The 17,382-nt window shown below is 63.4% G+C and carries 18 protein-coding genes; 13 read left to right on the top strand and 5 right to left on the bottom strand.

The genetic code is table 11. From position 1 onward, the window contains the following. Positions 1 to 4: 4 nt before the first annotated feature. From ACSFBL_RS05730 to bfr, 4 genes are all read right to left on the bottom strand, one after another. Positions 5 to 808 carry a DUF4198 domain-containing protein gene (locus ACSFBL_RS05730; RefSeq protein ID WP_435514783.1) on the bottom strand — a complete coding sequence of 268 codons (804 nt, stop codon included), beginning with the start codon at positions 806 to 808 and terminating at the stop codon, positions 5 to 7. Positions 809 to 843: 35 nt separating this feature from the next. Beyond that, positions 844 to 1,368: a DUF2271 domain-containing protein gene (locus ACSFBL_RS05725; RefSeq protein WP_435514782.1), complete on the bottom strand. Its 525-nt coding sequence runs from the start codon at positions 1,366 to 1,368 to the stop codon at positions 844 to 846. A gap of 18 nt (positions 1,369 to 1,386) precedes the next feature. Then, positions 1,387 to 2,031, bottom strand: coding sequence for a PepSY-associated TM helix domain-containing protein (locus ACSFBL_RS05720; protein WP_435514781.1), 645 nt, complete (start codon positions 2,029 to 2,031; stop codon positions 1,387 to 1,389). A 201-nt stretch (positions 2,032 to 2,232) separates the two neighbouring features. Continuing rightward, complete coding sequence (bfr, locus tag ACSFBL_RS05715; protein ID WP_435514780.1) at positions 2,233 to 2,709, bottom strand: bacterioferritin; 477 nt, start codon at positions 2,707 to 2,709, stop codon at positions 2,233 to 2,235. A gap of 216 nt (positions 2,710 to 2,925) precedes the next feature. Here bfr and ahpC point away from each other — a divergent pair, with 216 nt between their 5' ends. The 7 genes from ahpC (at position 2,926) to ACSFBL_RS05680 (ending at position 11,408) form a co-directional block, all read left to right on the top strand. Continuing rightward, positions 2,926 to 3,498, top strand: coding sequence for an alkyl hydroperoxide reductase subunit C (gene ahpC / locus ACSFBL_RS05710; RefSeq protein WP_435514779.1), 573 nt, complete (start codon positions 2,926 to 2,928; stop codon positions 3,496 to 3,498). Between the two features lie 83 nt (positions 3,499 to 3,581). Next, the gene (gene ahpF, locus ACSFBL_RS05705; RefSeq protein WP_435514778.1) at positions 3,582 to 5,159 is read left to right on the top strand and encodes an alkyl hydroperoxide reductase subunit F; all 1,578 of its coding nucleotides are present in this window, start codon (positions 3,582 to 3,584) and stop codon (positions 5,157 to 5,159) included. Positions 5,160 to 5,414: 255 nt separating this feature from the next. After that, a complete protein-coding gene (locus tag ACSFBL_RS05700; protein ID WP_435514777.1) occupies positions 5,415 to 7,634 on the top strand; it encodes a TonB-dependent hemoglobin/transferrin/lactoferrin family receptor in 2,220 nt (739 codons plus the stop codon). A gap of 27 nt (positions 7,635 to 7,661) precedes the next feature. After that, entirely contained in the window at positions 7,662 to 8,732 is a 1,071-nt protein-coding gene (locus ACSFBL_RS05695; RefSeq protein WP_435515325.1) for a hemin-degrading factor, read from the top strand. Continuing rightward, positions 8,729 to 9,601 (top strand): heme/hemin ABC transporter substrate-binding protein, encoded by an 873-nt coding sequence (locus ACSFBL_RS05690; RefSeq protein WP_435514776.1) that lies wholly within the window; start codon positions 8,729 to 8,731, stop codon positions 9,599 to 9,601. Before ACSFBL_RS05695 ends, ACSFBL_RS05690 begins: the two co-directional genes overlap by 4 nt. Before the next feature lie 14 nt (positions 9,602 to 9,615). Next, complete coding sequence (locus ACSFBL_RS05685) at positions 9,616 to 10,635, top strand: FecCD family ABC transporter permease (RefSeq protein WP_435514775.1); 1,020 nt, start codon at positions 9,616 to 9,618, stop codon at positions 10,633 to 10,635. Next, positions 10,632 to 11,408: a heme ABC transporter ATP-binding protein gene (locus tag ACSFBL_RS05680; RefSeq protein ID WP_435514774.1), complete on the top strand. Its 777-nt coding sequence runs from the start codon at positions 10,632 to 10,634 to the stop codon at positions 11,406 to 11,408. The genes ACSFBL_RS05685 and ACSFBL_RS05680 overlap by 4 nt, the downstream gene beginning before the upstream one ends. 128 nt (positions 11,409 to 11,536) lie before the next feature. Here ACSFBL_RS05680 and ppsR read toward each other — a convergent pair whose 3' ends face one another. Then, on the bottom strand, positions 11,537 to 12,358 hold the full coding sequence (gene ppsR, locus ACSFBL_RS05675) for a posphoenolpyruvate synthetase regulatory kinase/phosphorylase PpsR (protein ID WP_435514773.1): 822 nt from the start codon (positions 12,356 to 12,358) through the stop codon (positions 11,537 to 11,539). 189 nt (positions 12,359 to 12,547) lie between these two features. Between ppsR and ppsA the strand changes: the two genes are divergently transcribed. From ppsA to rplI, 6 genes are all read left to right on the top strand, one after another. Further along, positions 12,548 to 14,941: a phosphoenolpyruvate synthase gene (gene ppsA / locus ACSFBL_RS05670; RefSeq protein WP_435514772.1), complete on the top strand. Its 2,394-nt coding sequence runs from the start codon at positions 12,548 to 12,550 to the stop codon at positions 14,939 to 14,941. Between the two features lie 205 nt (positions 14,942 to 15,146). Then, the gene (locus tag ACSFBL_RS05665) at positions 15,147 to 15,665 is read left to right on the top strand and encodes a hypothetical protein (RefSeq protein ID WP_435514771.1); all 519 of its coding nucleotides are present in this window, start codon (positions 15,147 to 15,149) and stop codon (positions 15,663 to 15,665) included. 119 nt (positions 15,666 to 15,784) lie between these two features. After that, positions 15,785 to 16,159, top strand: coding sequence for a 30S ribosomal protein S6 (gene rpsF, locus ACSFBL_RS05660; protein WP_028253450.1), 375 nt, complete (start codon positions 15,785 to 15,787; stop codon positions 16,157 to 16,159). Positions 16,160 to 16,163: 4 nt separating this feature from the next. Then, the gene (gene priB / locus ACSFBL_RS05655; protein ID WP_435514770.1) at positions 16,164 to 16,466 is read left to right on the top strand and encodes a primosomal replication protein N; all 303 of its coding nucleotides are present in this window, start codon (positions 16,164 to 16,166) and stop codon (positions 16,464 to 16,466) included. Between the two features lie 21 nt (positions 16,467 to 16,487). After that, positions 16,488 to 16,769 carry a 30S ribosomal protein S18 gene (rpsR, locus tag ACSFBL_RS05650; protein WP_007830781.1) on the top strand — a complete coding sequence of 94 codons (282 nt, stop codon included), beginning with the start codon at positions 16,488 to 16,490 and terminating at the stop codon, positions 16,767 to 16,769. A gap of 13 nt (positions 16,770 to 16,782) precedes the next feature. After that, the gene (gene rplI, locus ACSFBL_RS05645) at positions 16,783 to 17,235 is read left to right on the top strand and encodes a 50S ribosomal protein L9 (RefSeq protein ID WP_435514769.1); all 453 of its coding nucleotides are present in this window, start codon (positions 16,783 to 16,785) and stop codon (positions 17,233 to 17,235) included. Positions 17,236 to 17,382: the final 147 nt, after the last annotated feature.

Raw genomic sequence — 17,382 nt, 5'->3', positions numbered from 1 at the left:
GGACTCAGGGCATCACTTCCAACGTGGTGGCGTAGCTCAGACGCCGTTCCTTGGCCTTCGGTACCGACGTCTTCTGGTCGGTCGTATTGACGTCCAGCCAGTACATGCCGGCTTCCGGCCAGGTCACGCTGAACTGGCCCTTGGCGTCGGTCTTGATCTTGACTTCGTCGAGCTTGTCGCGGTAGCGCGTGTTGCCGAGCGTGACCGTGACCTCGAGATCCTTGGCCGGCTGGCCGTCGAGATGCAAGGTGAAGCTCGACTTCTCGCCCTTGACCAGGTCGGTCGGATTGGCAGAGATCAGTTCGAGGCCCTTGCCAATGGGGCGCAGCGCGCTCGGCTTGCCGACGGTGATGAAGGTCTCGTTGCGGCCCGCGGATTGCGTGATCTCGACCTCCTGCGCATCCGCCGGGATCTGGCCCGCGATGGTCTCGGCCGTGCCGCGTGCGCGCTTGGCCTGTCCGGTCGCCTTGTCCTTCCAGCGAGCGAAGACGCCATCGTTGATGAGTGCCACACGGTAGGTGCCGGGCTGCGTGAGGTTCAGGTCGAATCCGCTGCGCAACTTCCCCTTGAACATGTTCTCGGGCTTGACCGTGCTTCCATCGGGTGCGGTGACCGCCAGGCTGTCGAGATTCAACGGGTTGTGATTGAAGAAAAACAGGTCGTTCGACACCGCGGCATCGATCGTGACCCAGTCGGCCTTCGACAGCACGGTGCTCGAAGGCATGAGCCAGGCGTTGTGCGCCTGGACGGTAGCAGCGCCGGCGGCAAGAGCCAGACCCAGGGCAATGGCGCGAAGTGGGAGCTTCATGATGGTATGTCCGATGAGGAGAAGGAAAGACGGACTCAGGGCTTGAGTTCAAGCGTGATTTCGCCGAGCTCACTGTTGCCGGCGACACGTGACTGCTCGGCCTTCGCCGGCGGCCATTGGAACGGGATGCTCACGATTTCGCGCCCGCCGACCTCCCGCGCCGCCTCGACGTACAGCTTGTAGGCGCCCGGTGCCAGCTTGCTTAGCGCGACGGAATCTTCGGAAAGGGCGATTTGGTGTTTGCCGGCCGGCCGCGTGGCGCTGCTCACGCCGTCGACGGGCATATCGAGTTCACGGCCGGTTCGTCGCCACCACTGCCGAATGTCCTTGAGCCACTTGGTGCCTTCGCCCTCGGCATTTCCGCCCTTGTTCTTGACGTCGTACCAGACCGCGAGCGTGCCGGCCACCGACTGATCGGGCCGCTCGATCCATGCTGCCACGTACGGACGGTGGTACTCGGCCACGTTGAGCCGCGGCACTTCGACGTTGACGGTGAGCCCCGCCGCAAAGGCTGGTGCGCCGAACAGCGCGGCGAGCGCGAGGGAGTAGCGAACTTGCACGAATACCTCTTTCCTGGATCAGTGGATGAACAGCAGCGCGAGCAGCATCGGAATGACCAGACCCATCCCGACCATCGGCCACGTGAAGGGCCGGTTGCCGGCATGCATCTTGAGAATGAAGAGCCCCGTGACGGAGAACACCAGCGTCGCGGCAGCGAAGATATCGATGAACCAGCTCCAGGCGGTGCCGCTGTTGCGGCCCTTGTGCAGGTCGTTGAAGTAGGAGAGCCAGCCGCGATCGGTGCGTTCGTATTCGGCCTCGCCGTCAAGGAGGTTGAGCCGCAGCCAGGCGTCGCCGCCGGGGCGGGGGAGGGACAGGTAGATTTCGTCGTCCGACCACTCGGCCTCGCGACCCGCGGTGTCGATGGACCAGTGCCGCTCGACCCAGCTCTGCAGTTCGGCTGGCAATTCAGCCTTGCCCTTGCGGGCCTTGGCCGAAGGCACCTGCTTGACCAATGCCTCGCGCAGCGTCTCATCGACTGTTGCGGTCCGGCTCGTCACCTTGGGCTTTGCTTCGATGCTGGCCGCATGGTTGAGCGTGAAGCCAGTGATACCGAACAGCAGCAGACCGATCAGGCAGAGCGCCGAACTCACCCAATGCCATTCATGCAGAGTCTTGAGCCAGTAGGCGCGGCGGCGATTGTCGGCAGATGCGGCGTTCATTTCAGCCGGCGATTCTAGCCTTACAAATGAGAATGAATGTTATTTGCGAGACCGTCTGCCCGAAGGGCGGGTTGGTGGTCGAAGCGCTCGGCGTCCCATCGCAGCTTCACCTGGTGCTCTGAAAATCGATAGCAGTGAAGTTTCGTAAAGGCAAAAAAAAAGCGGGGCCAAAACCCCGCTCGGTTGCAACGCTTTAGGCGCTTACTCGATCTCGCCCATCTGCGACTGCAGGTAGTTCTGCAAGCCGACCTTGCCGACAAGGTCGATCTGGGTCTCGAGGAAGTCGATGTGCTCTTCGGTGTCGTCGAGGATCTCCTGGAGCAGGTCGCGCGAAACATAGTCGCGCACCGATTCGCAATGCGCGATGCCGGCCTTGATGGTGGTCTGGGCGCCGGTTTCCGACTTGAGGTCGCAGTCCAAGATTTCCGGCACGTCTTCGCCGACGTTGAGCTTGGCGAGATCCTGGAGATTGGGCAGGCCGTCGAGCATGAAGATGCGGTCCATCAGCTTGTCGGCATGCTTCATCTCGCCGATCGACTCCTTGTATTCCTTTTTGGCCAGCTTGTCCAAGCCCCAGTGTTTGAGCATCCTGTAGTGAAGGAAGTACTGGTTGATGGCAGTGAGCTCGTTCTTGAGCTGCGCCTGCAGGTGGTCGATGACTTGTGGGTCGCCCTTCATGGTTTTTCCTTCTTCTTAAAAGGTCGATTGTGAGAGCCGCGATGGCGAGCTTGCAAGTAAACCCATGCTTCTGCGCTCTGCATGCGTGTGAGGTTGATAGGTGTTCGTATTCATAGGGGTGTCCAATGCATTTCATAGCGCATGGCTATGGGTGATGGCAGATTGGTAGTTATACTAATGACTCGCTTTTTTCATCAGCCCTCCCAAGGAACCCTAATGTCCCTGATCAATACCGAAATCATCCCGTTCAAGGCCACCGCGTACCACAACGGCAAGTTTGTGCCGGTGAGCAATGAGAACTTCAAGGGCAAGTGGTCCGTTGTCGTCTTCTACCCGGCCGACTTCACCTTCGTGTGCCCGACCGAACTGGGTGATCTGGCGGATCATTACGCCGAGTTCCAGAAGCTGGGCGTCGAGGTGTATGGCGTGTCGACCGACACCCACTTCACCCACAAGGCCTGGCACGACACCTCCGACACCATCGGCAAGGTGAAGTACCCGCTGGTCGGTGACCCGTGCCAGCAACTGGCCCGTGCTTTCCAGGTTCTGATCGAAGAAGGTGAAGACGCCGGTCTCGCCTACCGCGGAACGTTCGTGATCGACCCTGAAGGCAAGATCAAGACCATCGAAGTGCACGACAACGGCATTGGGCGTGACGCCGCCGAACTGCTGCGGCGCGTGAAGGCTGCCCAGTACGTGGCTGCTCACCCGGGTGAAGTCTGCCCCGCCAAGTGGACAGAAGGCGCTGAAACGCTGAAGCCTTCATTCGACCTCGTCGGCAAGATCTAAGCCGCCTCGTTCGCGCCACGGCCCGGGCGCCTTCGCACCCGGGCTTTTTTGTTCCCATCGCATTGAAGAAAAGAGTTTTCACCATGCTCGACGCCGGCACCAAATCGCAACTGAAAAGCTATCTCGACCGCATCACGCAGCCGGTCGAGATCGTCGCGTCGCTCGACGACAGCAAGGCGTCGAGCGATCTGCAATCGCTGCTCAGGGACGTTGCCGACTCGTCGCTGCTGGTGAAGGTCACCGAAAGCCGCGACGACAACCAACGCAAGCCTTCGTTCTCCATCAATCGCCCGAGCGAGAACCATGGTCCGCGCTTCGCGGGCTTGCCGATGGGTCATGAATTCACCTCGCTCGTGCTGGCGTTAATGCAGGTCGGTGGCTATCCGCCGAAGGTCGACGATGCCGTGCTCCAGCAGATTCGCGCACTTGACGGGGACTTCGAATTCGAGATCTACATCTCGCTGACCTGCCACAACTGCCCCGACGTGGTCCAGGCGCTGAACCTGATGGCGGTCCAGAACCCGCGCATCAAGACCACGATGATCGATGGCTCCTTGTTCCAGGACGAAGTCAAGGAGCGCCAGATCATGGCGGTGCCGACCGTGTTCCTCAACGGCACCGAATTCGGCCAGGGGCGCATGAGCCTCGAAGAAATCCTCGCCAAGATCGACACCAGCGGCGTCGAGCGCGAAGCGAAGAAGATTGCCGCCAAGGATCCGTTCGACGTGCTGATCGTCGGTGGCGGGCCAGCCGGTGCCGCAGCTGCCGTGTATGCGGCGCGCAAGGGCATTCGCACCGGCGTTGCGTCGGAGCGCTTCGGCGGGCAGGTGCTCGACACGATGGGCATCGAGAACTTCATCTCGATCCGTGAAACCGAAGGCCCCAAGTTCGCGCTCGCGCTCGAGGAGCATGTGCGCGACTACGACGTCGACATCATGAACTTGCAGCGCGCTGCGGCCTTGGTTCCGGGCGATGACTACATCGTGATCAAGCTGGAGAGCGGTGCCTCGTTGAAGAGTCGCTCCGTCGTTATCTCCACCGGCGCGCGCTGGCGCAACATCAACGTGCCTGGTGAGCACGAGTACAAGAACAAGGGCGTGGCCTACTGCCCGCACTGCGACGGACCGTTGTTCAAGGGCAAGCGCGTGGCGGTGATCGGCGGCGGCAATTCCGGTGTGGAAGCGGCCATCGATCTGGCGGGGATCGTGGGCCACGTGACGCTCATCGAATTCGACATGCAACTGCGTGCCGATGCAGTTCTTCAGCGCAAGCTGCACAGCCTGGCGAACGTCAAGGTCATCACCAACGCGCAGACCACCGAGATCACGGGCGACAGCCAGAAGGTCAATGGGCTGGTCTACAAGGACCGCGCGAGCGGCGAGAGCCACACGGTGCCGCTCGAAGGCGTCTTCATCCAGATCGGCCTGGTGCCCAATACCGATTGGCTCAAGGGTTCGGTCGAACTGTCGAGGCATGGCGAGATCGTGGTCGATGCCAAGGGCCAGACCTCGGTGCCGGGCGTTTTCGCTGCAGGCGATGCGACGACCGTGCCGTTCAAGCAGATCATCATTGCGGCCGGCGATGGTGCGAAGGCGGCGCTGAGCGCTTTCGACCACCTGATCCGCACTTCCGCGCCTGCCGAAGAAGCGGTCGCGGCCTGAAGAGCTTGCTCGTCGTGGCCGCCTCTCGTCGGCGGGCACGGGGGCACTTCTCCGGCATCACTCGCGGAATATTCCGCGCGCAGATTGATCCGTATCGACCCTGGAAAAAGAAAGACATTCGGTTACCAATAAGAACTATTCTCATATAGTTCGGTCCGGGCACTTTGCCCTTCACCCGCCAGCAAGATCGAGGTGCGCCAGCGCGGCGCACGGTCCAGCAAGCAGCTTCCCAAATCGCTGTTCCTGGACCTCTACGTGTCACGCTCAACCGCTTTTTCGCATCGACTTCGACTTCTTCCCTGGCTGATCGCCTCCGGCTTCAGCACCCTTGCGTCGGCCCAGGAGGCCGGCCCAGTCCGCATCGGATCCCTTGGCGAAATCGTGGTGAGCGGCACTCGCTCCGAACAGAGCAGGGACGACATTCCCGCCACCGTCGAGGTGATCAACCGGGAACAGATCGAGTTCGAGCAGATCAACAACATCCGCGACATCGCTCGCGACATTCCAAACGTCTCCGTGCGCCGCGCGCCCGCAAGATTCGGTCTCGCGACGGGCAACACGGGGCGGGATGGCGACGCCGGCTTCGACATCCGCGGCCTGGACGGCAACCGGGTGCTTTTGATGACCGATGGCATCCGCATTCCGCGCAGCTACGTCTTCAGCGCCAACGCCTTTGGGCGCAACTACTTCGACCTAGGCCTGATCGAGCGCATCGAGATCATCAAGGGGCCGGCGTCCGCGCTGTACGGTTCTGACGGACTGGGCGGCCTTGTCAACTTCATCACCCGCCAGCCCGAGACCTTCCTCACGGACGGCAAGACCTTCGGCGGCAGTGCGAACGTCGGCTACAGCGGTGACGACAACGGCTGGCAGGGCGGCGTGACGCTCGCGGGCAAGGCCAGCGACACGGTGAGCTGGCTGATCGCGGCCAACGGCAGCCGCACGCACGAGGTGGAGAACATGGGCACGAACTACGCCCTCAATTCCAATCGCACGGCGCCCAATCCCGAACTCGGCAATACCCAGTCGCTGCTCGCCAAGCTGATCGTGAAGCCGAATGCCGAATTGGTGCACAACCTCACCTTCGAGCACGTCGGGAAGTCGGCCGGCTACGACCTGCTGTCCGGTGTTTCGCCGCCGCCTTTCACGTCGACCGCGGTGATCGCCCTCGGTGCGCTCACCGATCAACAGCGCGACCGTCTGACCTGGGATGGCCGTCTGCGCGTGAACTCGGCGCTGGCAGACAACCTGCTTGGCTACGTCAGCTACCAGAGGGCGGATTCGCGCGAGCAGGCATGGGAGAACCGCTACACCGCTGCCGACCGGACGCGCGACGTCACCTACAGCGAGAACACCTGGCAAGCCGGTCTGCAGGCCGACAAGACGCTGCGCATGTCCGGCGACTGGTCGCAGCGCATCACCTACGGCATCGACTACGCGAACACGCGGGTCGAGAACCTCCAGACCGGCTTGGTGCCGCCTGCGGGCGAGGTCTATCCTCTCAAGCGATTTCCCGACACTACCGAGAAGACCGCGGCCTTCTACGTCCAGGACGAGTTCATCCACGATCGATGGAGCATCACGCCTGGTGTGCGCTTCGACCACTTCGACATCGATGCGGATCAGACGGGTTTCACGCCTCGCGTGGTGTCTCTGTCCGATTCGGCGGTGTCGCCCAAGCTGGGCGTGTTGTTCCGCGCGACCCCGCAATGGACCCTCTACGGCAACTACGCCGCCGGCTTCAAGGCGCCGAACGCGTTCCAGGTCAACAACTTCTTCGAGAACGTGTTGTCGGGCTACAGAACCATCCCGAACCCGGACCTCAAGCCGGAGACAAGCCAGAACTTCGAGCTCGGCACACGCGGCAGAGTCGGCATCCTGAACTTCGAGGCCGCCGTGTTCACCGGCACCTACGACGACCTGATCGAGAACGATCGCCAAGTCAGCGGCGTCTTCGGCTCGCGCGCCAATCCTGCGACATTCCAGTCGGTCAACATCGGACGCGCGCGCATCGACGGCTTCGAGTTCCAGGGCGAACTCGACTGGACCCAGCAAGGCACAGGCTTCTCGGTGCCCTTTGCGTACGGCCGCACCAACGGCGAGGACCGCACGGCCAACCGTCCGCTGAACTCCATCGATCCCGAGAAGTTCATGGTCGCGCTCAAGTACCAGGCGCCGACATGGAGCGTGCGTCTCGATGCCGTGCACCATGCAGCCAAGAAGCGCAATGACGTCGATCCGGCCGAGATCGCGACCGGCGTGCAGTTCCTCACGCCGTCGGCCACCACCATCGACCTGAACGCGCAGTGGCGCATCCGCCGCGACCTCCGATTGAACGTTGCGTTGATCAACGTGACCGACAAGAAGTACTGGATGTGGAGCGACGTGCGCGGGCTCGCCGCCAACTCGCCGATCGTCGATGCCTACACGCAGCCCGGCCGTCACTTCAACGTTTCGCTCGTGGTCGATTTCTGACCCACCTTACGAAAGCCTGAACTCATGATGACCCATGACCTGATACGCGAACGATTCGCCGCCCTCCGTGCCGAAGGCAAGCGCCACAAGGATGCCGCCGAGGCCCTCGGCATCAGCGAAGGCGAGGCCATCGCGGCCCATTCGGGTACACATGAACGCGCGCTGCGCGCGACGCCGCTGCAAGGCCCGTGGCTGGATTTGCTCCAGGCCCTCGAACTGTGCGGACCCGTGCTGGCGCTGACCCGCAATACTTCGACGGTGCACGAGAAGACCGGTGTCTACCGGAATCTCTCCGGCGGCGAACAGATGGGGCTCGCCTTGGGTGAGGAGATCGACTTGCGACTCTTCTTCAGTCGTTGGCATGCCGGCTTCTTCATCAGCGAGGCGGCTGCCAATAGCGGCCAGCCCCCGTCGCTGAGCCTCCAGTTCTTCGATGCCAGTGGCACGGCGGTGCACAAGATCTTTGCCCGCGACGCGACCGACCGCGCTGCCTTCGAGTCGGTCGCACAAGCCCATGCCAACGCAGACTTGAGCGTGGTTTTCGCGCCCGCCGAACCCAAGGCGGCGCCGCGGCCCGATGGCGACATCGACCGCGCCGCCCTGACGGAAGCCTGGGGCGGCATGACCGACACGCACCAATTCTTCGGACTGCTGAACAAGTTCGAGGTCGAGCGCCAGCAGAGCTTCCGCCTGGCCGAAGGGGGCTTCACGAAGCGTGCAAGCCGGCTCGCCGTGCGCGAGCTTCTCAACGAAGCATCGTTCTCGGGGACGCCGATCATGGTCTTCGTCGGAAGCCCGGGTTGCATCCAGATCCACACGGGTCCCGTGGTGCGTATCGAGCCAATGGAGATGCGCGGCATGCAATGGCTCAACGTGCTGGACCCGGGATTCAACCTGCATCTGCGCGAAGACCTGATCGACAGCGTGTGGATCGTGGAGAAGCCCACCAGCGACGGCATCGTGACCTCCGTCGAGGCGTTCGACCGCGAAGGCGGACTGATGGCGATGTTCTTCGGTGCACGCAAGCCGGGGCAGCCGGAGCGTGAGGATTGGCGCGCCCTGGTTGATACCTTGTCGAGCCTCGAGGCGGCAGCATGATGACCACGCTGCGAGATCGACGCGAGGCGATGCGCCTTCTGGGCTGCGCCGCGGCAGCAGTCGGCGCCTGGCCCGCCTTGGCACAGGCCACGCGCGCGCCGCGCCTGGTGACCATCGGCGGCGCCATCACCGAGATCTGCTATGTGCTCGGTGCCGAATCCCAACTCGTCGGTACCGACACTACCAGCCTCTATCCGGAAGCGGCCCGCCAGACTCCCAAGGTCGGCTACATGCGCCAGCTCTCCGCCGAGGGGCTGCTGTCGCTGAAGCCGGATGCAGTGATCGCGACGACCGAGGCCGGGCCGCCGGTCGTGCTCGATCAACTGAGCACGGCGGGCATCAGGCTGGAACTGGTCGAGGCCGATCACACCTGGGGCGAGGTACCGCGCAAGGTGGCGGCCGTGGGCCGTGCCGCGGCCCGCGAGTCGCAGGCGCGTGACCTCATGGCGCGGCTGGATGCCGAATGGGCCGAAGTGCAGAAGCGGGTGGCGACCGACACGGCGCGCAAGCCGCGCGCCCTGTTCGTGCTGTCGCACAGCGCGAGTCCGCAGGTGTCCGGCGAGAAGACGGCGGCGAATGCGGTGATCGCCTTCGCAGGCGGCGTCAATTGCCTGTCGGGCTTTCAGGGTTACCGGCCAATGACCGGCGAGGCCATGGCCAGCGCGGCGCCGGACGTGATTCTGACGACGACCCAGAGCATCGAGGCGCACGGCGGCGCGGAAAGGTTCTGGCAGCGGCAGGAACTCGCCTTGACACCCGCGTTCAAGCGACGGGCATTGGTGACCCAGGATGCCTTGCTGTTGCTGGGATTCGGCCCGCGCTTGCCCATCGCCGTCGGCGAGTTGCACAAGCGTCTGCGCGCCGCATGACCGGACGGCTGTCGATGCGCAGCACCCTGGGGGGTGGCCTCGCGCTATTGCTATTGAGCCTGGTGGTCGGCGCGGCCTCCGGCGCGTACGCGATCAGCGCACCGCAGTTGATGGGCGTATTCGGTGCCATCTGGCAAGGCGGGGTGGATCCATCGCCCGAGTACCTGGTGTTTGTCAACATTCGTCTGCCGCGGCTCGTGCTTGGCGTAGCCGCTGGCGCCGGGCTCGGCATGGCCGGGGCGCTCATGCAGGGGCTGTTTCGCAATCCGCTGGCCGACCCGGGCTTAATCGGCATCAGCAGTGGCGCCGCATTGGCAGCGGGTGTGACGATCGTGCTGGGCGCCTGGCTCATGCCAGCACTGCCGCGCACACTGGGCAGTTGGACGCTGGTCAGCATGGCTTTCGGCGGCGGCTTCCTGGTGACGCTGCTGATCTATGGCCTGTCTCGCAGCGAAGGCAGCACGCGCATGGCGTTGATGTTGCTCGCCGGCATCGCGATCAATGCGCTGGCGGGGGCGGGACTGGGCTTCCTGAGCGTGATGGCCACCGACGAGCAGTTGCGCAGCCTGCAGTTCTGGCTCCTGGGCAGCCTGGGCGGCGCGCGCTGGAGCGCGGTGCTGCTGGTCGGCGCAGTCGTCTGCGTGGCGCTGTGCGTGGGGCTGACCCTGGCCGCGGCGCTGAATGCGATCGCACTCGGCGAAGCGCAAGCCGTGCTCCTGGGAGTCGACGTCGAGCGGGTCAAGCGGCGCGCCATCCTCGTGACCGCTTGCGCGGTGGGCGCCGTCACGGCGACCACCGGGATCATCGGCTTCGTCGGCCTGATCGCGCCGCACTGGGTGCGACTGGTCGCCGGCCCTGACCACCGCGTGGTTCTGCCGGGCTCCGCGCTGCTCGGTGCCGTGCTGGTGCTGGCCGCAGACACGGTGGCGCGCACCGTCATGGCGCCGACGGAACTGCCGTTGGGCGTGCTGACGGCCTTCATCGGCGTTCCGATGTTCCTCCTGATGCTGCGACATTTCCGGAGGCGCCTGTGACGCTCGTATGCACCGATGCCGAGGTGCGTCTCGGCGGCAGGACCTTGTTCTCGGACGCCCACATCACGCTGCACCCGGGCCGGTTGACCGCCATCCTGGGTCCTAACGGCGCCGGCAAATCCACGCTGTTGTCCGTGCTGGGTGGTCAGCGCCGGCCGGACCGCGGCCGTGTGCTGCTCGAGGGCCTGCCGTTGTCAGCGCACCGCACCGAGGCGCTGGCCCTGCGCCGCGCCCTGATGCCCCAGGAAAGTGCAGTCGCCTTCGATTTCAGCGCCGAGGAGATCGTCGCGCTCGGCAGGTTCCCTCATCGGCGGATGCCAAGCTGCAACGAAGACGCAATCATCGAAGCCGCCATGGCGTCGACCGATGTGACGGCGCTCGCGAAGCGCGTGCTCAACACCCTGTCGGGTGGCGAAAAGTCGCGCGTGCAAATGGCGCGCGCGCTGGCCCAATTGTGGGAACCGCGCCCCGACGGCAGCCCCCGCTGGCTTTTGCTCGACGAGCCAACCGCCGCACTCGACCTGGCCCACCAGCACGCTGCCATGCGCTTGCTGCGCAGCTGGGCCGGGCAGGGCGTCGGGGTAGTCGCGGTCCTCCACGATCTCAACCTGGCGCGTCGATACGCCGATGACGTGGTGGTCCTGGGCGCCGGCACCCTCCACCAGGGCGCCGTGGAGAAAGTGCTGCAACCCCCCCTGATCGAGCACATCTGGTCCATGCCCTGCCAGCAAGTCAAAGCAGCCGACGGCACAACCCAGTACCTCTTCGCATAAAAGCAAGGGCCGGCGCAGCCAGGCCTGCTCGTGAAACACCGCGGATCCGGCTCCGCCGGTCCGCCGGTGTTGCCCCCGGCAGGGGGTAGGCGAAGCGACACGAAGTGCGCGCAGCCCGGGGGGCGAGCTCAATACGTCAGGCGTTCGGGACGCAACTCCTGCAGGATCGTCGTCGCGATCTCCTCGATAGACTTGGTCGTTGTCGAGAGCCAGCGGATGCCGGCTCGGCGCATCATCGCCTCCGCTTCACTCACCTCGTGCCGGCAATTCTCGATGCTCGCGTAGCGCGAATTCGGCCGGCGCTCGTTGCGGATTTCGCTCAGGCGTTCCGGCTGGATCGTCAGGCCGAAGATCTTTTTCCGATGCGGCATCAGCGCCGGTGGAAGCTGGCGACGGTCGAAATCCTCGGGAATCAGCGGATAGTTCGCTGCCTTCAATCCGTGTTGCATGGCCAGGTAGAGCGAGGTCGGCGTCTTCCCGCTGCGGCTCACGCCGATAAGGATCACGTCCGCGCCGTCGAGGTCGCGGTTGCTCTGGCCGTCGTCGTGCGCCAGGCTGAAGTCGATGGCCTGGATCCGGGCGTTGTACTCCTTGCTCTTGCTCACGTCGCTGAAGCGGCCGATGCGATGGTTGGACTTCATGGCCAGTTCGATTTCCAACGGCCGGACGAAAGTGCCGAACATGTCAAGCAACATCCCTTTGCAGCCGGTCTCGATCACTTCCAGGACTTCCATGTTGGCCAGGGTCGTGAAGACGATGGGTCGCAGTCCCTCGATTTCCGCCGTGTGGTTGATCCGTCGCACCGCCTGATGGGCCTTGTCGACCGTGTCGGTGAAGGGCAGCCGTACGTGGCGCGGCTTCATTTCGAACTGGGCGAGGACGGCGTTGCCGAAGGTTTCGGCGGTGATGCCGGTTCCGTCGGATACGAAGAAAACAGTGCGCGTATGCATGATCTGGCGGCCTTGTCCTGCGGCGCGTCCAACCGGGGCGCGCCTACAATCCGGCCCATTATCGGGAATGCGACCCGCCATTTCCGTCCGAATTTTTTCCATGCATCTCCCGCCAGCGCCCAGACCAAGAAGAACGATCGCGTTGCGTCGCCTGCATGAAGCGTCAGTTTCAACTTCTGGAGCTTTCCCATGTCTGCACTCTTCGCAGCGACCGCCCTGGTCGTACCGTTTGAAAACCTGAGGATGACCGACGTCGAGTCGGTCGGCGGCAAGAACGCCAGCCTCGGCGAGATGATTTCCCAACTCCCCCAGGGCGTGCGAGTGCCTACCGGCTTCGCGACCACGGCCCACGCGTTCCGGCAGTTCCTCGCACACGACGGATTGGCCGACAAGATCAGCGCCAAGCTGGCCAAGCTCGATACCGAGGACGTTCGGGCCCTGGCCGCCGCCGGCGCCGAGATCCGCGCGATGGTCGAAGCGCAGCCCTTTCCGGAGGACCTGCAAAAGGCGATCCATGATGCCTTTGCCACGCTGTCCGCCGGGAACCCGCAGGCGAGCTTCGCGGTTCGTTCCTCGGCGACCGCCGAAGACCTGCCCGATGCGTCGTTCGCGGGCCAGCAGGAAACCTTCCTGAACGTGGTCGGCATCGACGACGTGCTGCACAAGATGAAGGAAGTCTTCGCCTCGCTCTACAACGATCGCGCCATCAGCTACCGGGTCCACAAGGGCTTCGCGCACGATGTCGTGGCCCTTTCGGCGGGCGTCCAGCGCATGGTGCGCAGCGACCTGGGCGCGGCTGGCGTCATGTTCACCATCGACACCGAGTCCGGTTTCGAGGACGTCGTCTTCATCACATCGAGCTACGGCCTGGGCGAAACGGTGGTGCAGGGCGCCGTGAATCCCGACGAGTTCTACGTGCACAAGCCCATGCTGCGTGCTGGCAACCGGTCGGTCATTCGCCGCAACCTCGGTTCCAAGCTGATCCAGATGGAGTTTGCAACGGCCCAGGAGAAGGCCGCCACGGGCAAGCTCGTCAAGACGACCGACGTTCCGACCGAGCAGCGCAACCGCTACTCGCTGAGTGACGCCGATGTCGAACAGCTTGCGAGGTACGCGCTCGTGATCGAGGAGCACTACGGCCGCCCCATGGACATCGAATGGGGCAAGGACGGCACCGACGGGCAGCTCTACATCCTGCAGGCGCGGCCTGAAACGGTGAAAAGCCAGCAACAAGGCAAGGCCGAACAGCGCTACAAGCTGCTCGGAAGGGGCGCCGTACTGGCCGAAGGCCGGGCGATCGGGCAGAAGATCGGGACCGGGCCCGTGCGCCTCGTGCACAACATCAGCGAGATGGACAAGGTGCAGGCCGGCGATGTGCTCGTTACGGACATGACCGACCCGAACTGGGAGCCCGTGATGAAGCGCGCGGCTGCCATCGTGACAAATCGCGGCGGACGCACCTGCCACGCCGCGATCATCGCGCGCGAACTCGGCATTCCGGCCGTCGTCGGCTGCGGAGATGCCACGGACCTGCTGAAGGACGGCACCCTGGTGACGGTCAGCTGCGCGGAAGGCGACACGGGCTTCATCTACGACGGCCTGCTCGAGACCGAAGTGACTGAAGTCCAGCGCGGCGAGATGCCGGAGATCGACCTCAAGATCATGATGAACGTGGGCAATCCGCAACTTGCATTCGATTTCGCACAACTGCCGAACCACGGTGTCGGTCTCGCGCGGCTGGAGTTCATCATCAACAACAACATCGGCGTCCACCCCAAGGCGATTCTCGACTATCCCAATGTCGACGCGGATCTCAAGAAGGCGGTGGAGTCGGTTGCCCGCGGTCACGCATCACCGCGGGCTTTCTACGTCGACAAGGTGGCCGAAGGCATTGCGACCATCGGTGCCGCGTTCTGGCCCAAACCGGTGATCGTGCGCCTGTCCGACTTCAAGTCGAACGAGTACCGCAAGCTGATCGGCGGCAGCCGCTACGAGCCCGAGGAAGAAAACCCGATGCTCGGTTTCCGGGGCGCAGCCCGCTACTTGAGCGAGGATTTCGGCGAGGCCTTCGCCATGGAGTGCGAAGCGCTCAAGCGCGTGCGCAACGAAATGGGCCTCACCAATGTGCAGATCATGGTTCCCTTTGTCCGCACCCTCGGCCAGGCGCACCGGGTGACGACCCTGCTCGGCGAACATGGCCTGAAGCGCGGCGAGAACGAACTGAAGCTCATCATGATGTGCGAGGTGCCGAGCAACGCCATCCTTCCGGAGGAGTTCCTGCAGTACTTCGACGGCTTTTCGATCGGGTCGAATGACCTGACCCAGCTCACGCTGGGCCTGGACCGGGACTCCGGCCTGGAACTGCTTGCCGCGGACTTCGACGAGCGCGATCCGGCCGTCAAGGCGCTTCTGGCACGCGTGATCAAGGCGTGCAAGACGCAGGGCAAGTACGTCGGGATCTGCGGGCAAGGGCCCAGCGACCATCCGGACTTTGCGCTCTGGCTTGCCGAGCAGGGCATCGAGTCGATCTCGCTCAATCCGGACAGCGTGATCGACACCTGGCAGCAACTCGCGAAGCGCTGAGGCAATGACGCGGCGGGTGTGTCACCGCCGCGCAACGACTTTGATCACGGAGTGTGCCGTAATCCCCATGTCAGGTTGGTGTATTTGCAACCAAATGAATCTTTGGTGTCAAACTCGCTGATACAGGGAGGCGCACCTCCGAGAGCGCGCACTTGAGTCGCACGGCGACCTCCAAGGCCCTCAGGACTTCCGCGCCGAGGAACGCATGATTCTTGTCAAGACAGAAGCCGGGCACCAGGTGCTCAAGGACCGATCTCTTCGGCTGACGCCGCGCCAACGCTCCGCGTTCATACTTTTCGACGGCAAACGTTCGGTGACCGACGTGCTCGAGGCCGGGATGGGCATCGCCCGCGAGGACATCGATCAGATGGTCGAACTCGGACTGCTCGGGCAGCCGGGCGAATCGAAAGGTTTGGCCAATGGGGCGGCGTTGGCGATGCAGGCCGTCCTTGAGCCGTCGCCGCGCGCCCCGACGGTGGCCCCAGCCTCTGCCCAGCCCGTGGCTCAGTCGGCCACGTCCGAGCGTTCGAGCCAGCAACGCTACAAGGATGCATACCCGATTGCGACGCAGCTGACCGGCAGCCTTGGGCTTCGGGGATTCAGGCTCAACCTGTCGGTCGAAGGAACCTCGAATTTCGAGGAGTTGTTCGAGCTTCTTCCCAAGATTCGGGCCGCGGTCGGCCCGGAGAAAGTGGTCCCACTGGAGCGCGCGCTGCTCGGATAGCTTGTGCAGGCGCCGGCAGGCGCATGTCAACTGCTATAATTTGCGGCTTTGCCTTGCCACACCGCGACCGACGCTGCGGGTGGCTTAATCCCTTCCTCGGAAGATCCACAAGGAGTGCCATGCGTCACTACGAAATCATTTTGCTGATCCATCCGGATCAGAGCGAGCAAGTTCCGGCCATGCTGGAGCGTTACAAAGGCCTCATCACGGCCGGCGGCGGCAAGGTGCACCGCGTTGAAGACTGGGGCCGCCGTCAGCTGGCTTACCAGATCAACAAGCTCAACAAGGCGCATTACCTGTGCGTGAACATCGAAGCTGAACAAGCTGTGATGGCCGAGCTCGAGCATGCGTTCAAGTTCAATGACGCCGTTCTGCGCCACCTCACCGTGGTCAAGAAGAAGGCCGACACCGGTCCTTCGTCGATGATGAAGACGGTCGAACGCGAAGAGGCCCGCAAGGCCCAGCAGGCCGAATACGCTGCCAACAACAACTGATGGTGTGAGTGCTGTCGCAGTCAATCAGCTCGTGCTGACTGCCTGCGTCGCCGAACTCGGATCCTTGCGTTTCACACCTGCCGGATTGCCCGCCATCGACCTGAGACTTGAACACGAGTCGACAGTCTCCGATGCAGGGCAGGTCAGGCAGATCAAGGCGGCCCTCAAGGCCGTCGCGTTCGGCGCAGTCGCCGAGCGACTCGCAAGGCAGGCATTGGGAAGTCTCTGGCGATTTCAGGGATTCCTGGCCACACCGGGCAACGGAAAGCATCCGGTTCTGCACATCCAGGATTTTCAGCAAGATTAATTTTCGACAAGAGGTCCAACCATGGCCACGTTCAAGAAATTCAACAAAGACAAGCGCCCGAAGCGCAACACCCAGTCGCTGCTGTTCAAGCGCAAGCGCTTCTGCCGTTTCACTGTCGCTGGCGTCGAGGAAATCGACTACAAGGACATCGACACCCTGCGCGATTTCATCAGCGAAAACGGCAAGATCATCCCTGCACGCCTGACCGGCACGCGCGCGATTTACCAGCGCCAACTCAACACCGCGATCAAGCGTGCACGCTTCCTCGCGATGGTGCCGTACAGCGACCAACACCGCGTCTAAGGAGCAAGACACCATGCAAGTCATTCTTCTGGACAAGGTCGTCAACCTCGGCGTGCTCGGCGAGATCGTCAAGGTCAAAGACGGCTACGCACGCAATTTCCTGATCCCGTCGGGTCGCGCACGCCGCGCCACCGAAGCCAACAAGGCCGAATTCGAAGCCAAGCGCGTCGAACTCGAAAAGGCTGCGGCCGCCAAGCTGGCTGAATCGCAAGCCCAGGGTGAAAAGCTCGGCGGCACGACCGTCAAACTGACGCAAAAGGCTGGCGTCGACGGCCGTCTGTTCGGCTCGGTGACCAATCACGACATCGCCGAGGAACTAAACAAGCAAGGCTACAAGGTTGCGAAGTCGCAGGTGCGCATGCCCAACGGTCCGATCAAGACCGTCGGCGACAGCACCGTGAGCGTTGCCTTGCACACCGATGTGGTGGTCGACATCACCGTGACGGTGTACGGCGAAAGCGCCTGATCGTCGAGCGCGCTTCGTGCGCGTCCCCAAAAGCCGCCTTCGGGCGGCTTTTGTTTTTTCGGCCGGCCATGTTGTCCCGCGTGGTGCACCGGAAGATCACCGATTATTCACAGCCTTGTCCACGTGACGCGTCGCGTCGCGCGGCTT

The organism is Variovorax glacialis (assembly GCF_051216375.1).
Taxonomy (GTDB): domain Bacteria; phylum Pseudomonadota; class Gammaproteobacteria; order Burkholderiales; family Burkholderiaceae_C; genus Variovorax.
The sequence above is the reverse complement of the archived record's forward strand: the minus strand, read 5'-3'. Positions and strand labels throughout refer to the sequence as shown.

Bases quoted from the DNA above. Each gene is read 5' to 3' on its own strand.
- rpsR (WP_007830781.1), top strand. From the start codon at position 16,488: ATGGCCACGTTCAAGAAATTCAACAAAGACAAGCGCCCGAAGCGCAAC.
- ahpF (WP_435514778.1), top strand. From the start codon at position 3,582: ATGCTCGACGCCGGCACCAAATCGCAACTGAAAAGCTATCTCGACCGC.
- ACSFBL_RS05695 (WP_435515325.1), top strand. From the start codon at position 7,662: ATGACCCATGACCTGATACGCGAACGATTCGCCGCCCTCCGTGCCGAA.
- ppsA (WP_435514772.1), top strand. From the start codon at position 12,548: ATGTCTGCACTCTTCGCAGCGACCGCCCTGGTCGTACCGTTTGAAAAC.
- ACSFBL_RS05665 (WP_435514771.1), top strand. From the start codon at position 15,147: ATGATTCTTGTCAAGACAGAAGCCGGGCACCAGGTGCTCAAGGACCGA.
- ACSFBL_RS05720 (WP_435514781.1), bottom strand. From the start codon at position 2,031: ATGAACGCCGCATCTGCCGACAATCGCCGCCGCGCCTACTGGCTCAAG.
- ahpC (WP_435514779.1), top strand. From the start codon at position 2,926: ATGTCCCTGATCAATACCGAAATCATCCCGTTCAAGGCCACCGCGTAC.
- rplI (WP_435514769.1), top strand. From the start codon at position 16,783: ATGCAAGTCATTCTTCTGGACAAGGTCGTCAACCTCGGCGTGCTCGGC.
- ACSFBL_RS05685 (WP_435514775.1), top strand. From the start codon at position 9,616: ATGCGCAGCACCCTGGGGGGTGGCCTCGCGCTATTGCTATTGAGCCTG.
- ppsR (WP_435514773.1), bottom strand. From the start codon at position 12,358: ATGCATACGCGCACTGTTTTCTTCGTATCCGACGGAACCGGCATCACC.
- bfr (WP_435514780.1), bottom strand. From the start codon at position 2,709: ATGAAGGGCGACCCACAAGTCATCGACCACCTGCAGGCGCAGCTCAAG.
- rpsF (WP_028253450.1), top strand. From the start codon at position 15,785: ATGCGTCACTACGAAATCATTTTGCTGATCCATCCGGATCAGAGCGAG.
- ACSFBL_RS05690 (WP_435514776.1), top strand. From the start codon at position 8,729: ATGATGACCACGCTGCGAGATCGACGCGAGGCGATGCGCCTTCTGGGC.
- ACSFBL_RS05730 (WP_435514783.1), bottom strand. From the start codon at position 808: ATGAAGCTCCCACTTCGCGCCATTGCCCTGGGTCTGGCTCTTGCCGCC.